14 protein-coding genes are annotated in these 14762 nt (G+C 34.6%); 12 read left to right on the top strand and 2 right to left on the bottom strand.

Features of this window, described 5'->3' with window-relative positions; genetic code table 11:
• The first annotated feature begins 322 nt into the window (after nt 1-322).
• The 6 genes from B2145_RS05780 (at nt 323) to B2145_RS05755 (ending at nt 4906) form a co-directional block, all read left to right on the top strand.
• On the top strand, nt 323-796 hold the full coding sequence (locus tag B2145_RS05780) for a DUF6265 family protein (protein WP_291099510.1): 474 nt from the start codon (nt 323-325) through the stop codon (nt 794-796).
• 185 nt (nt 797-981) lie between these two features.
• Nucleotides 982-2079 (top strand): cytochrome-c peroxidase, encoded by a 1098-nt coding sequence (locus B2145_RS05775; RefSeq protein ID WP_291099507.1) that lies wholly within the window; start codon nt 982-984, stop codon nt 2077-2079.
• A gap of 55 nt (nt 2080-2134) precedes the next feature.
• Nucleotides 2135-2938 (top strand): DUF6662 family protein, encoded by an 804-nt coding sequence (locus B2145_RS05770; RefSeq protein ID WP_291099504.1) that lies wholly within the window; start codon nt 2135-2137, stop codon nt 2936-2938.
• A gap of 11 nt (nt 2939-2949) precedes the next feature.
• The gene (locus tag B2145_RS05765) at nt 2950-3237 is read left to right on the top strand and encodes a cytochrome c (protein ID WP_291099501.1); all 288 of its coding nucleotides are present in this window, start codon (nt 2950-2952) and stop codon (nt 3235-3237) included.
• Between the two features lie 95 nt (nt 3238-3332).
• Nucleotides 3333-3884 (top strand): PepSY-associated TM helix domain-containing protein, encoded by a 552-nt coding sequence (locus B2145_RS05760; RefSeq protein WP_291099499.1) that lies wholly within the window; start codon nt 3333-3335, stop codon nt 3882-3884.
• 254 nt (nt 3885-4138) lie between these two features.
• Nucleotides 4139-4906, top strand: coding sequence for a slipin family protein (locus B2145_RS05755; protein WP_291099497.1), 768 nt, complete (start codon nt 4139-4141; stop codon nt 4904-4906).
• Between the two features lie 123 nt (nt 4907-5029).
• On the opposite strand, the gene B2145_RS05750 is transcribed toward B2145_RS05755, so the two are convergent.
• A complete protein-coding gene (locus tag B2145_RS05750; RefSeq protein ID WP_291099494.1) occupies nt 5030-7756 on the bottom strand; it encodes a valine--tRNA ligase in 2727 nt (908 codons plus the stop codon).
• A gap of 160 nt (nt 7757-7916) precedes the next feature.
• On the opposite strand from B2145_RS05750, the gene B2145_RS05745 reads away from it, so the two are divergent.
• Nucleotides 7917-8306: a DUF1573 domain-containing protein gene (locus tag B2145_RS05745; RefSeq protein ID WP_291099491.1), complete on the top strand. Its 390-nt coding sequence runs from the start codon at nt 7917-7919 to the stop codon at nt 8304-8306.
• A 53-nt stretch (nt 8307-8359) separates the two neighbouring features.
• On the opposite strand, the gene B2145_RS05740 is transcribed toward B2145_RS05745, so the two are convergent.
• Nucleotides 8360-9691 carry a PDZ domain-containing protein gene (locus tag B2145_RS05740; RefSeq protein WP_291099490.1) on the bottom strand — a complete coding sequence of 444 codons (1332 nt, stop codon included), beginning with the start codon at nt 9689-9691 and terminating at the stop codon, nt 8360-8362.
• Nucleotides 9692-9814: 123 nt separating this feature from the next.
• On the opposite strand from B2145_RS05740, the gene B2145_RS05735 reads away from it, so the two are divergent.
• The 5 genes from B2145_RS05735 to lgt all read left to right on the top strand — a co-directional run bounded on the left by B2145_RS05735 (nt 9815) and on the right by lgt (nt 14683).
• On the top strand, nt 9815-11011 hold the full coding sequence (locus B2145_RS05735) for a pyridoxal phosphate-dependent aminotransferase (RefSeq protein ID WP_291099488.1): 1197 nt from the start codon (nt 9815-9817) through the stop codon (nt 11009-11011).
• Between the two features lie 130 nt (nt 11012-11141).
• Nucleotides 11142-11813 (top strand): GTP cyclohydrolase I FolE, encoded by a 672-nt coding sequence (gene folE, locus B2145_RS05730; RefSeq protein WP_291099487.1) that lies wholly within the window; start codon nt 11142-11144, stop codon nt 11811-11813.
• A gap of 51 nt (nt 11814-11864) precedes the next feature.
• Nucleotides 11865-13346: a cysteine--tRNA ligase gene (cysS, locus tag B2145_RS05725; protein ID WP_291099485.1), complete on the top strand. Its 1482-nt coding sequence runs from the start codon at nt 11865-11867 to the stop codon at nt 13344-13346.
• A gap of 2 nt (nt 13347-13348) precedes the next feature.
• Nucleotides 13349-13606, top strand: a complete 258-nt coding sequence (gene yidD / locus B2145_RS05720) for a membrane protein insertion efficiency factor YidD (RefSeq protein ID WP_291099482.1) — start codon at nt 13349-13351, stop codon at nt 13604-13606.
• A 150-nt stretch (nt 13607-13756) separates the two neighbouring features.
• Nucleotides 13757-14683: a prolipoprotein diacylglyceryl transferase gene (gene lgt / locus B2145_RS05715; protein ID WP_291099479.1), complete on the top strand. Its 927-nt coding sequence runs from the start codon at nt 13757-13759 to the stop codon at nt 14681-14683.
• The last annotated feature ends 79 nt before the right edge of the window (nt 14684-14762 follow it).

Here is a 14762-nt window from a genome sequence, read left to right as displayed (position 1 = left end):
GCGAACTAAACGCTTATACCTATAATTTTATTTAGTCGTTTCACTTAATTTTAGAAAACATAGTCTATGAGAAAACCAAGAATTGGTCTATCTCAATCTTTTTTCTATGTTCCGATAGCTATCGGAACTATGCGTTTCAATTTTTTTATTTCTAAAAATTTAATAATTGCAACCAACGAGTTAATAATAAACGAACTCAGCCTTTTAATAAAACTTGCTTCGCCGTTTTATCAAAAAAGGATTTACACTTCTATCTGGGCTAATTGCGATCTTTTTCCTAATTTCGCACTTGTTAAACAAGAACATTTCAATTTACAATTCAATGAAAAAAATAGCTGTAATACTCATTCTGATTTTATCTCTAACTTCTTGCAAAAAATCAAGAAACGCTACTAAAATAGTAGTTGCCGATTGGCTTCCTGGAAAATGGGAGAACAATTCGACCGATGGCAATCTATTGGAAACTTGGAAAAAAGTAAACGACAGCGTTTATGATGGCGCAAGTTATTTCATAAAAGCAAAAGACACGCTGCATTATGAAACAATCCAATTGAAACAAAAGGGCGAAAATCTTTTGTATGTTTCCACTATTCGAGGACAAAATAATGATGAACCCGTAACTTTTCTTCATAAACCCGAAATTGAAAAGCAATTGGTTTTCGAAAATCCAAAAAATGATTATCCTAAAAAAATCAGTTATTCCTATAATCCAAATGGTAGCATCGTAATTCAAATCTCTGGAATTCAACAAGGAAAACCAAGTTCTAGTAGCTATACGCTGAAGAAAAGCAAATAAAAAATTCACCGTTTTATAAAAACCAAAGAACCTTGTCTTATTAGAGCAAGGTTTTTTTGTTTATATAATTCTGTATTTCAGCAGAATACAAATTTTATAAATTATTATTTATAATAAGTCTAAATAATCTTTGTAGAATCAGAAATGCTTTTTATATTTGCACTATTCATAATCAATCTAAATAGATGCAACCGAAATTACTTTTAATTAGCCTATTATCAATAACACTCTTTGCAAGTTGCACCAACGAAACGGAAGAATACACAACTGCCAATGATACAAAAATAAATTTAGGACAAGAAATTTTTAATGACATTAATCTTTCTAATCCAGTTGGTCAATCCTGCGCTTCCTGTCATTCACCTGAGAAAGGTTTTAGTGATTCAGAAAACAGAGCTATTTCTGAAGGAGCGGTAAAATCAATTTTTGGCAACAGAAACGCACCAAGTTTAGCCTACAATGTTTTTTCGCCAAGCAGATATTATAATTCAGTAGATGAAACTTTTGTAGGCGGATTATTTCTTGATGGCCGTTCTCCAAATTTACAGGAACAATTTATTCATCCGATGCTTAATCCATTAGAAATGAATAATAATTCGACCAGCGATGTTGTAGCAAAAATAAAAAAAGCTTCTTATTACACCAAGATTGTAAACCTTTATGGAAATTCAATTTTCGAAAGTGATATTTTATCGTATGTCGCCGATGCTTTATCGCAATTTCAAAGTTCGGAAAAAGTCAATCCATTTACTTCAAAATACGATTATTATCTACAAGGAAGAGCGACGCTTACATTAGAAGAAAAGAAAGGTTTAGTAATATTTCAAGGAAAAGCAATGTGTTCGCAATGTCATGTAACAGACCCTGATCCAATACAACGAAAAGTCTTATTCACCGATTTTACCTATGATAATATTGGAGTTCCAAAAAACAAAACCAATCCATTTCACACACAAGCTACTAACAATATGGGAGCTAATTATGTTGATTTAGGAATTGGAGCCATTATTTTACAATCGTCAAATAACGGAAAATTCAGAGTTCCAACTCTAAGAAACATAGCTATAACAGCTCCTTATTTTCACAATGGTTCTTTCACTACTTTAGAAAAAGTAGTTCATTTTTATAATACCCGAGATTTAAATACAGGCGAATTTGATGCCCCAGAAGTATTAGAAAATGTAAATAAAGATGAATTAGGAAATCTAAAATTAACTAATGAAGAGGAACAAAATTTAGTTGCATTTCTTAAAACACTAACCGATAGTTATCATAGCCCTTAAAGAGAATAAATTTAAAAACAAACAATAATCAAATACCAATTTAAAATTTAAAAAAATGAAAAAAAGTATTCTAATCTCCGCATTTTTAATTCTAAGCACAATGAGTTTGATGGCTCAAGATCGAGTTTTTAATTACACCTACCAAAGTTCCGTTTTGAATAAAGGCGAAAAAGAATTGGAAGTTTGGACAACAGTTCTACAAGGCAAAAAAGACTATTACCGAGAAATTCAAAATCGTGTGGAATACGAAGTGGGTTTGGGTTCTAATTTGCAAACTTCGTTTTATTTGAACTCCAAACAAAAAGCCTATTTCGATAACGTAACTGGAGAAATTGTAATGACACCAACAGAAATATCAATTTCAAATGAATGGAAATACAAGTTTTCTGATCCTGTTGCTAACCGAATTGGTTTTGCCGGTTATGCGGAATTTACGGTTGCCACCGATGAATTAGAAATTGAATTAAAAGCTATTTTGGATAAAAAAATTGGCAGAACAACACACGCCTTAAACCTTACTTTCGAGCCAGAATGGGAAACCACAACCATGGATGGAAAAGTAGTTACAGCTACAGCATTAAAATATGATGTGAATTATGGTTTTGCTTTCGAAATCAATAAAAACTGGAATTTAGGTGCAGAAATCATCAATAGAAACGTGTATATTAAAGACGATAGTTTCACTCATTCCGCATTATTTGCAGGACCTACAGTAGCTTTCAACACTGATGAATTCTGGGTAAATCTTTCGGTTTCACCACAAATAGCAGGATTAAAAAACCCAACAACAACGACAGAATTAAATCTTGATGAGTTCACCAAAATGGATATGCGTCTCGTATTTTCTTATTCCTTCTAAAACAAAAAATCATGTATAAAAAATATTTCCTTTTAGCCCCATTATTATTGTTATTTTCTTGTGCAACGGAACTTTACCAACCTATAACTGGTACAGAAAAAGTACCAATTGAAGATTTAAAAAAAGGCAGAACAATCTATGTAAACAAATGCGCCGCTTGTCATCATTTACGTTTACCTAATAAATATAATGAAAAAGAATGGGTGGTAAACCTGAATGAAATGCAAAAAAAGGCAAAAATCACCGATAATGAAAAACAGTTAATTTATCAATATTTGATTAATGCCCCAAAGAAATAAAAGTGATACAAGTGACTTTAGTTTTATTATTTTAGCCGAAAAATTTTAATTAAACCTTTCAATCAAAAGCTAGTCCAATGAACTAAACTAAAATTATGAAAAAAATCAAACTAAGAAACCTACATCGGGATTTCGGCTATTTCTACATCGGATTAATTATTTCCTTTTCACTCTCTGGAATCATTCAAAACCACCGGAAAAGTTGGCATCCCGATAAATATACCGTGGCAACAAAAGCGGTTTCTTATAGTTTCCCAAAGGATGAAAAATTGATAAATGAAGATTTCGCCAAAGATTTGGGCAAAAAAATAGGCGTCAATGATGAATTTAGAAGGTCAAGGGTAAAAGAGGGAAAGTTGGAAATTTCCTTTGAAAAAAATGATGTCAAATTTGATGTCAAAACAGGAAAAGGTGAAATCACCACTTATAACAAAACCCCTTTTATCAATGAGATTTTAAACATTCACAAAAACGACTCCAATTGGTGGATTTATTATTCTGATATTTTTGCTTTAGGTCTTATTACCATTGCCGTAACCGGAGCTTTTATGGTAAAAGCAGGGAAATTCAGTTTCAAGGAAAGAGGTTGGAAACTGGCTTTGGCAGGAATTATATTCCCGCTGATTTTTCTGTTTTTGTTGAGTTAAACCACAAAATATTGACAACAGTTTAAATCCGTGGCAACACGGATTTTTTTTGTTTTTAGAATTATTGTTTTTCAATGATTTGTAATATTTTCTTTATATATTTGAATTAAAATAATGTGTGACGTTTGTCACCTATATATACCCTATTTTGGGTGGCTTTGTATGATTTTATCACACCTATATGCGAGTTAGTGGTATGATAATGACAAGAATACAACAACGACACTAAACAATTAAACATAAAAACAAACATTATGACACTAATACAAATAATCGGAATCATTATCTTAATACTTATATCAGGACTTCGTATTGCACAAGAATACCAACGTGCAGTTATATTCAGACTTGGGCGTTTTCAATCTATAAAAGGACCCGGAATTTATTGGATAATACCTCTAATAGATCGACAACAACGGGTTGACATTAGAACAAAAACGGTTGACCTTGAACAACAAGAGACAATTACAAAAGACAGCGTAACAATTAAAGTGAACGCAGTTCTTTGGTTTAAGATTACAAATCCCGAAGACGCAATAATTAAAGTTGCTGATTACAACAAAGCTGTTTATCAATTTTCAGTGACTGCTTTACGAAACATTATCGGACAACATACACTTGACGAAGTTTTAAGAGAAAGAGAACAGATAAATGGAACCCTTCAAAAAATTGTTGACACCACAACAGAACCTTGGGGAATCAAAATTGAAATGGTTGAGATGAAAGATGTTGAAATTCCAGAAGCGATGCAACGAGCAATGGCAAGAGAAGCAGAAGCTATTAGAGAAAAAAGAGCAAGGATTGTGAAAGCAGAAGCAGAATTAGAGGCATCAATTAAATTAACACAGGGAGCAAAGGTAATGGAAGGTAGTCCGATTGCACTCGAACTCAGACGAATGCAAATGCTTTCTGAAATTGGTATTGACAACAACACAACAACAGTAATTCTTATGCCGTCTGACTTTACAAACGCTGCAAAAAGTTTTACTCAGTTAGTAAATAAAAAGAAACTTGACGAATAATCCACGTACCACTAACAGTAAATCTGCAAAACGTTAACACTTTCCAAGGTCAATAAAAGCTAAAAACCCGACCCCTCTTAAAAAACGGGTCGGGTTTGGTGTTTTATAAACTAATAAGAATTCTTATTTCAACCCAGCTAAACTCTGCTCCAATGTAGCAATTTTAGAAAGTGCATCGGCTTCTTTTTGTCTTTCGTTTGCCAAAACTTTCTCTGGCGCACCAGCCACAAATTTCTCGTTGGCTAATTTACTTTGAACCGATTTCAAGAATCCTTGCGTGTACACTAACTCTGCAGTCAGTTTTGCAATTTCTTCCTCCACATTGATGTTTCCTGTAATCGGGATGAAATATTCATTCGATTTCACACGGAAAGACAAAGCGCCATCCACTTTTTCGGAAACATATTCCAGTGAAGTGATGTTCCCTAATTTGGTTACCACCGCATCAAAATAAGTCGAAACCTTGTCGTTGTTTACAATCCGCAATTCGATCGTATCCTTGAACGGAATGTTCTTGTCTTTACGAATCGTTCTTATTCCGGAAATCACTTCGATTGTGTTTTCGAAATCGGTAATTAATCCCGCATCAAATGGTTTCATTTCCGGCCAAGTCGAAACGATCAACGCTTCTTCCGGAGTTCTTTCGGCAAGAATTTGCCAAATTTCCTCTGTCAAAAATGGCATAAACGGATGCAATAATTTCAGGTTGTTTTCCAACATTTCTACGGCTTTCGCCAAAGTTAAACTGTCAATGGGTTGCTGGTACGCCGGTTTTATCATTTCGAGGAACCAAGAACAAAAATCGTCCCAAACCAGTTTGTAAATTCCCATTAAAGCATCGGAAATTCTATATTTTTCGAAATTATCTTCGATTTCCAAAAGCGTTTGTTGCAACTTCGCTTCGTACCATTCTATCGCCACTTTCGAAGATTCCGGTTGCGGAATTGCATCTGAAACTTCCCAGCCTTTTATCAATTTGAAGGCATTCCAAATTTTATTGGTAAACCCTTTTCCTTGGTTACATAATTCTTCGTCGAACATAATATCGTTTCCTGCCGAAGCGCTCAAAAGCAATCCTATACGAACTCCATCGGCACCAAATTTTTTGATTAACTCCAATGGTTCCGGTGAATTCCCCAATGATTTAGACATTTTGCGTCTTTGTTTGTCGCGAACCAAACCGGTCAAATACACATTTGTAAATGGTTTTTTGCCTGTATATTCATAACCAGCAATAATCATTCGCGCCACCCAGAAAAACAAAATATCTGGACCGGTAACCAAATCATTCGTTGGATAATAGTATTTGAAATCTTCATTTTCAGGATCCATAATTCCACCAAAAACGGACATTGGCCATAGCCAAGAGGAGAACCAAGTATCCAAAGCGTCAACGTCTTGTTTTAAGTCAGAAGTGAGAAGTGAAAAGTTTGATGTTTTAGCTTGAGCTAATTTCAAAGCATCCTCAATATTTTCGGCAACCACAAAATCTTCTTTTCCATCACCATAAAAATAAGCGGGAATTTGTTGTCCCCACCATAATTGACGCGAAATATTCCAATCTCGAATATTATTCAACCAATGGGCATACGTATTATTAAAACGAGCTGGATGCAATTTAATTTCACCATCTACCAAAACAGATTTAATGGCTGGTTTTACCAAATCTTCCATTTTCAGGAACCATTGATCCGATAAACGAGGTTCGATTACGGCCTTGGTTCTTTCAGAAGTTCCCACTTTATTGAGGTAGGTTTCTGTTTTGGCTAAAGCACCAATAGTTTCTAATTCTTTGGCGATTTCGGCACGAACTACAAAACGATCTTTTCCCTGATAATGCAATCCGAAACTATTCAAAGTCGCATCCTCATTGAAAATATCGATGATTTCCAAATTGTGTTTTTCGCCCAAAGCTTTGTCATTCATATCGTGGGCCGGAGTCACTTTCAAACAACCCGTTCCAAATTCGATATCGACATATTCGTCTTCGATAATTGGGACAACTCTGCCGCAAATGGGCACAATCGCTTTTTTTCCTTTCAAATGAGCAAAACGTTCATCATTTGGATTAATGCAAATGGCAGTGTCTCCGAAAATAGTTTCGGGACGTGTGGTGGCAATAGTTATCCTCTCCCCGACCCTCTCCAAAGGAGAGGGAGCCGATTCCGAAGAAGTTCCAGACACAAGTTGCTCGCTTATGTTGCTCACTCCCCCTCCTTCGGAGGGGGCTAGGGGGAGGATTTCATATTCTATAAAATACAATTTTCCTTGTTGTTCTTCGTAAATTACTTCTTCGTCGGATAAAGTGGTTTTGGCTTCCGGATCCCAGTTCACCATTCGATAGCCACGATAAATCAAGCCTTTGTTATACAAATCAACAAAAGAACGAATCACCGATGCCGACATATCAGGATCCATCGTGAACTTTGTTCTTTCCCAATCGCAAGAGCAGCCCAATTGTTTGAGTTGTTCCAGAATTACACCACCGTATTTATCCGTCCATTCCCAAGCGTGTGCCAAAAATTCTTGGCGTGTTAAATCATTTTTATTGATTCCTTCGGCTTTTAATTTGGCCACAACTTTGGCTTCAGTAGCAATGGAGGCGTGATCCGTTCCGGGAACCCAACAAGCGTTAAAGCCTTTAAGACGCGCTCTTCGAATCAAAACATCCTGAATGGTGTTGTTCAACATGTGGCCCATGTGCAAAACTCCAGTCACGTTTGGCGGTGGAATTACGATGGTATATGGCGTTCTTTGGTCTGGTTCCGAATGAAAATAATTATTTTTCATCCAATAGTCATACCACTTATTTTCAATGGTTTTGGCGTCGAATTGTGCAGGAATTGTCATAAAAAGCAACTGTTAAAACCAAAAATATCCTTTGGTTTGATTTTTGTAAAACGTATAAGGCACAAAAGTAAATAATTAAGTACAGTATAAAAAGGGAAATAAATAATTGTCCATAAATTAAAAAAAAGTATATTTACTTATTGAATTTAAAAAAATTAAGATGAAAAACACGGCCATTCTAATAGCAATCGTATTCATAAGCAGTTTGGGTTTTGCTCAATCTGGCGCAAAGATTGAGTTTAAAGCGAAAGATAATACGATAGATTATGGTACCATTAACAAAAAAACGGATAATGGCATTCGCTCTTTTGAATTCACGAATACGGGTGATATGCCTTTGATTATTTCCAGTGTGCTATCTACTTGCGGATGTACCGTTCCCACAAAACCAACCGAACCAATTATGCCCGGAAAAACCGGAAAAATTGGCATTAAATATAATATGGCCCCCGGCCCTATCAGAAAAACCATCTCTATTGAATCGAATGCCGTGAATTATGAAGGAGGAAGAGTTGCCTTGAAAATAAAGGGTGACGTGATTGCTGATTAACACTAAATTGAATCTAACAATAAAGCTTCTTGATTGACTTTAAGAAGCTTTTATTATAACACGTTTAGCAATTGGAATTTGAATTTAAGAATTTGGCCTTCCCTTTCGATTTCAATGGTTATCCACTTCTCCTCTTCTGATTTTAGAATCGAATTGATTTTTTGCAAGGTATATTTATAAGCAGGTATTTTATTAATACTGACTATAACATCTCCTTTTTGCAGCCCACTAGATGCTGCAGGAGAATTTTTTCTAACATTTAAGATTATATAAACCGGCTTTAATTCAAATTTATACTTGAAATTATTATCCGCTTCTTTTTCTTTCAAAACAAGATTGCCTGACTTTATTATTGGAACGGTTTCAAGATGAACGGTTTCCTGAACCCATTTCAAACCATAATGCTGTATTTCGATGCCACTTTTATTGTAACTAAAAGGAGAATAGAAATCACCATTTTTCCTCAAAAATAGTTGTCGGTTGGGATAATCAAAAACAACCGAGAATCTTCTTAAAATTTCAGATCCCACTGAACCTGCACGATCCGTAACCATATTAACGTTTCGTATCGAGGTCGTATCCGGAAAACCAACGATGGGATTATGAAATTCAAATTTAGACATTGTAAATTTAGATATTTGGGCTCTCTTCCCTTCAACATCACCACTGAATCCTTTCCCCAGATAATCCTCAAAATTTTTTGCCGGTACTTTTATCGATTTTGAATAATTTTGAAAAAGCCAAATGGCATCACTATTACCGGTATCCACTAATAATTTAACAGGAATATCGACAGCATTCATAACCACACTACTGGTAATATAAGGTTTTGATCTTTCAATGGTAATGGCAACTTCATGAAATTTCTTTTCTGTTTTTTTTCTGTTTTTCTTATTATCTCTATAAACAATAACTCTTTTTCTTTTATAATCAATTTCCACTAAATTTTTTTTAAAAAAATTATATCCTATAATTCCGTTTACAGGAATCCCCACATGGAACGACAAGTTAAAACTTTGATCTAAAACAATGTACAATACGTGATTTGTGGATTTCACGCCATTAATTTCCAGTACATTATTAGTCGATTTTAACCCTTCAATAGATTCTTCGCTACCCAAACCGCGCAAGGTTATTTTTTCGACATTAAAAAAACTGACTTCTTTTTTGTCTTCCATACTAAATAAAATAGTTTCCTCGATGCCGGAATCCAATAAGAAGTTCAACTCTATTCCGTTGACTTTTATGGGAATAAAAATTAAATTATTGATAAATTGAAAAGGAATAATTACTTTATCGACATTTTTTTCAAACAAAAAACCCTCTTGTCCCAAAATAGGCAAGCCACAAATGAAAAGGAAAAATAAAATGATTATTTTTTTCATCAGAAATGGTTTTTATAAAGTTACAAAAAATATAGACTGATAATGTCTATTTAAAGACAAATAAGACTGTTGACTCCATTAAATTCGAAAAAAAATTGCAAATTTGCATCAAATTTTACAAATATGCCTGAAATTTCAATTAGAGGTCGAAGAATGCCCGAATCGCCAATTCGAAAATTGGCTCCTTATGCGGAAATAGCCAAAAAGAAGGGCCATAAGGTTTATCATTTAAATATAGGACAACCTGATATAAAAAGCCCAGAAATTGCCATCGAAGCGATAAAAAATATTGATTTAGACATCATAGAGTATGGTCCTTCGGCGGGATACGAAAGTTACCGGAAAAAACTAGCCCAATTTTACACTAAACAAGGGGTAAAAGTAGGTTATGAAGATATAATGATAACTACAGGTGGTTCTGAGGCTCTTTTGTTTGCCCTTGGCAGTATTATGGATCCGGGAGATGAAGTAATAATTCCTGAACCTTTTTACGCTAATTATAGTGCCTTTTCAGAAGAATCAAGTGCTAAGGTGGTACCAGTAATTTCTAATATTGAAAGTGGATTTACACTTCCAACAATTGAAGAATTTGAAAAAACAATTTCATCAAAAACCAAAGCTATTTTAATTTGTAACCCTAATAATCCAACAGGTTACTTATATTCGGAATCCGAAATTAATCAATTGGGTGAATTGGTAAAAAAACACGATTTATTTTTGATTGCAGATGAAGTGTATCGTGAATTTATATACGATGAGAGAGACAAACACTTTTCTGTGATGAACTTAAAAGGAATAGAACAAAATGTGATAATGATTGATTCTGTTTCCAAAAGATACAGTATGTGTGGAGCACGTATTGGCTGCATGGTGACTAAAAACAAAGAGGTTATTTCCGCTGCAATGAAATTTGCCCAAGCTCGTTTGTGTCCTCCAACTATTGAACAAATTGCTTGCGAAGCTGCAATAGACACGCCTCAAAGTTATTTTGACGAAGTAATTACTGAATATAAAGAACGAAGGAATACCCTAATCGCCGAATTAAATAAAATAGAAGGTGTTGTAGTAACCACTCCAAAAGCCGCTTTTTATTGTATCGCTCAGCTACCGGTTGACAACACCGATGATTTTGCACAATGGTTGCTTGAAAGTTATGATTTAGATGGAGAAACTGTAATGTTAGCTCCAGCCGCAGGATTTTATTCAACTCCAGGTGTTGGATTGAACCAAGTTCGAATTGCTTATGTCTTGAAAAAAGAAGATTTAATTCGTGCGGTGCAAATCATAAAAGCAGCAATTTTGGTTTATAATTCGAAATAAAACAATTCGTTTAAAAGAATTTTGGCAACGACAATGCTTCAATTAATGTTGAATGCTATGGAAATTCTTTGGCATTTATTAATTATCTTTACCCCTTAAAAACATATACTCACTATAATAATAACTTTTAATGATAAACAACGAAGAATTTCATGACGAAATAGGAAACAATCATATTAGTTTATGTGCAAAAAACCCAGTAAGAGATGATGCTTTTGATATTACCGATGAAGAAAAAATTGAGAGAATAAAAAAAGATGTCGAAAACATTCTACTTACTCTTGGAATGGATTTGACAGACGATAGTTTAAAAGGCACGCCGAATCGTGTAGCCAAAATGTTTGTAAAAGAAATTTTTGGCGGTTTAAATCCTGCCAAAAAACCAAATGCCTCCATATTTGAAAATGGTTACAAATACGGTGAAATGCTGGTAGAAAAAAACATTACGCTCTATTCAACCTGCGAACACCATTTACTTCCCATCATAGGAAAAGCCCATGTTGCGTATATATCAAAAGGAGCAGTGATTGGTATATCAAAAATAAACAGAATTGTGGAATATTATGCAAAAAGACCCCAAGTTCAAGAACGTTTAACGATGCAAATTGTACAAGAACTTCAAATTGCCCTTGGAACTGAAGATGTGGCTTGTATCATCGATGCAAAACATTTATGTGTTAATTCCAGAGGAATAAATGATATAGAAAGTAGCACGGTAACCTCTGAATTTGGAGGGAAATTCAAAAATGAACAAACTCGAAGAGAACTCTTAGACTATATTAAATTAGAAACTAAATTCTAATTATTGCTTAATTGATGATTTGCTTCATCTTCAAATCAAAAATAAACTTAAATGCCTTTATACAAAACCCAAACCTTAAAAATATACAATTCTCTTTCGGGAGAAAAAGAAATTTTCACTCCAATTCACGAAGGAAATGTGGGAATGTATGTTTGTGGACCTACGGTTTATAGCAATGTGCATCTGGGAAATGTAAGAACTTTTATGTCTTTTGACGTGATATTCAGATATTTTTTGCATTTGGGTTTCAAAACACGTTACGTCAGAAATATTACCGATGTCGGTCACATTGTGGATGACGTTGATGATGGCGAAGATAAAATTGCAAAAAAAGCACGGATAGAACAGCTGGAACCAATGGAAGTCGTTCAACAATATACCGTTGATTTTCACGATATATTGAGTTTATTCAACTTTTTGCCACCGAGTATCGAACCAACAGCAACTGGGCATATTATTGAACAAATTGAAATCGTCAAGAAAATTATTGAGAATGGACTTGCTTATGAAGTCAATGGTTCAGTGTATTTTGACGTTGTGAAATACAACAAAACCAACAATTACGGCATATTAAGTGGCAGAAACATTGATGACATGTTGGCCAATACAAGAGATTTGGACGGTCAAGGAGATAAAAAAAATGCACAAGATTTTGCCCTTTGGAAAAAAGCCGAACCCCAACATATTATGCGTTGGCCTTCACCTTGGAGCGATGGTTTTCCGGGATGGCACTTAGAATGTACCGCAATGAGCACCAAATATTTGGGAGATCATTTTGATATTCACGGTGGCGGAATGGACTTGAAATTCCCTCATCACGAATGCGAAATTGCCCAGAACGAGGCTTGTACAGGCCATACGCCCGTAAATTATTGGATGCACGCCAATATGCTGACTTTGAATGGAAAAAAAATGTCCAAGTCAACGGGAAATAATATTTTACCGAGAGAAATAATAACTGGTGAAAATCCAATTTTAAGTAAAGCTTTTTCTCCAAGTGTCGCACGATTTTTTATGCTTCAGGCACATTACAGAAGCAATCTTGACTTTACAAATGACGCTATTCTTGCTGCTGAAAAAGGATTTTACAGATTGATGGAAGCCGTCGATGGATTGGAAGAAATTAAGCCCGAAACCACTTCTACCCTTGATATTTCAAGTTGGAAACAGAGTTGTTATGATGCCATGAATGATGATTTCAATAGTCCTATTTTGATTGCCCAACTGTTTGAAGGGGTTCGTTTTATCAATTTATTAAAAGGTAATTCGGCGACACTAACTGCGGAAGATTTAAAAACACTAAATACATCGATGCATTCTTTCGTCTTTGACGTTTTAGGTTTAAAAGACGAAAAAGCGGTTGGAAACAATAACGAAAAACTGGAAGGTGTTGTTAATATGTTAATTGGTATGCGAAATGAAGCCAGAACCAATAAAGACTTTGCAATGTCTGACCAAATCCGAGATCAATTGATTGCTTTGGGAATTCAGTTAAAAGACGGGAAAGACGGTACGAATTTTAGCATTCAGTAATAATGAAAATTACAATTTCAAGAATCTTAATATTTCCTTTTGTACTATTAGTTCGCTTTTATCAAACCGCTATTTCCCCTTTCACACCATCTTCTTGCAGATTCGAGCCCACTTGTTCAAGTTATATGATTGAGGCTTTGCAAAAACACGGCTTGTTTTATGGTGGTTTTTTGGGAACGAAAAGAATATTGAGCTGTCATCCTTGGGGAAAAACAGGTTACGACCCAGTTCCTCCAAAGAAATGCGATCATAAACATTAAGTTTAAAAAAATTAAATTCAAAAGTTTAATCCTACGGCAATAAAAATTTTCATTCTTAAATGAGACACTGTTAACAAAAGGTTTTTTCTCGAATTAATGCTTGAAACCCGAAACAAAAAAATGTATTTTTACAACTAAATAAAGAAAATAATGACACACGCTTTAAACATAATTTGGAATCCGGCAGAAGGTATTGATTTGGGCTTTTTTGTAATTCGTTTTTACAGCTTAATGTTTGTAATCGCTTTCGGTTTGGGCTGGTACATCATGAAAAACATATTCGAACGGGAGAATGAATCATTGGAAAAATTGGATTCATTATTTATTTGGATCGTTTTGTCCACATTGATTGGAGCCAGATTAGGCCATGTCTTGTTTTATGATTGGGAATATTTTCGCAATCATTTATTAGAAATATTTTTACCTTTCCGATTTGATCCAAACTTTCAATTTACCGGTTATCAAGGATTGGCAAGTCACGGTGCAGCCATCGCGATTATAATCGCAATGTATTATTTTAGCAAAAAAATAATGAAAAAGTCGCTCTTATGGATGTTAGATAGAATAGTGATTCCTGTGTCAAGTGGTGCTGTTTTTGTTAGATTAGGGAATTTTTTCAATTCTGAAATTGTTGGAAAAGAGACCACATCCTCTTTCGGAATTCGATTTGTTAGGGATCAGTTCAGTCCAAGAGATGCAGTAAATGCAACTCATTTGTCCACACCAAAAGAGGCTTATCATGCCATAGCCACGAATCCACAGTTTGCAGGATTGCTTCAACAAGTTCCTGCCAAACATCCTGCACAGTTATATGAAGCTTTTTGTTACATTTTTGTTTTTGCGATATTGTTTTTCTTGTATTGGAAAACGGAAGCAAGAGAAAAATCAGGTTATTTACTTGGAATATTTTTAGTGCTTTTATGGTCCATTCGTTTTGTCGTGGAATATGTAAAAGAGAGCCAAGGTGGTTTTGAAAGTGCATTGGGCTTGTTTTCAACAGGACAATGGCTCAGTATTCCTTTCATCTTGTTAGGATTGTATTTAATCTTTACTGCCGAGAAACCGGTTAAAATATAGACAATTAATTTATACCATTGGTTAATATGTTTTAGTCCAATCGTTCTGGTATAATGCCGCTGTATATTTCATTTAGTTC

This window comes from Flavobacterium sp. UBA5153, from assembly GCA_002413745.1.
Lineage (GTDB): Bacteria > Bacteroidota > Bacteroidia > Flavobacteriales > Flavobacteriaceae > Flavobacterium.
The sequence above is the reverse complement of the archived record's forward strand: the minus strand, read 5'-3'. Positions and strand labels throughout refer to the sequence as shown.

Excerpts from the sequence above, each read along its gene's own strand:
- B2145_RS05780 (WP_291099510.1), top strand. The coding sequence starts at position 323 with ATGAAAAAAATAGCTGTAATACTCATTCTGATTTTATCTCTAACTTCT.
- B2145_RS05775 (WP_291099507.1), top strand. The coding sequence starts at position 982 with ATGCAACCGAAATTACTTTTAATTAGCCTATTATCAATAACACTCTTT.
- B2145_RS05770 (WP_291099504.1), top strand. The coding sequence starts at position 2,135 with ATGAAAAAAAGTATTCTAATCTCCGCATTTTTAATTCTAAGCACAATG.
- B2145_RS05765 (WP_291099501.1), top strand. The coding sequence starts at position 2,950 with ATGTATAAAAAATATTTCCTTTTAGCCCCATTATTATTGTTATTTTCT.
- B2145_RS05760 (WP_291099499.1), top strand. The coding sequence starts at position 3,333 with ATGAAAAAAATCAAACTAAGAAACCTACATCGGGATTTCGGCTATTTC.
- B2145_RS05755 (WP_291099497.1), top strand. The coding sequence starts at position 4,139 with ATGACACTAATACAAATAATCGGAATCATTATCTTAATACTTATATCA.
- B2145_RS05750 (WP_291099494.1), bottom strand. The coding sequence starts at position 7,756 with ATGACAATTCCTGCACAATTCGACGCCAAAACCATTGAAAATAAGTGG.
- B2145_RS05745 (WP_291099491.1), top strand. The coding sequence starts at position 7,917 with ATGAAAAACACGGCCATTCTAATAGCAATCGTATTCATAAGCAGTTTG.
- B2145_RS05740 (WP_291099490.1), bottom strand. The coding sequence starts at position 9,691 with ATGAAAAAAATAATCATTTTATTTTTCCTTTTCATTTGTGGCTTGCCT.
- B2145_RS05735 (WP_291099488.1), top strand. The coding sequence starts at position 9,815 with ATGCCTGAAATTTCAATTAGAGGTCGAAGAATGCCCGAATCGCCAATT.
- folE (WP_291099487.1), top strand. The coding sequence starts at position 11,142 with ATGATAAACAACGAAGAATTTCATGACGAAATAGGAAACAATCATATT.
- cysS (WP_291099485.1), top strand. The coding sequence starts at position 11,865 with ATGCCTTTATACAAAACCCAAACCTTAAAAATATACAATTCTCTTTCG.
- yidD (WP_291099482.1), top strand. The coding sequence starts at position 13,349 with ATGAAAATTACAATTTCAAGAATCTTAATATTTCCTTTTGTACTATTA.
- lgt (WP_291099479.1), top strand. The coding sequence starts at position 13,757 with ATGACACACGCTTTAAACATAATTTGGAATCCGGCAGAAGGTATTGAT.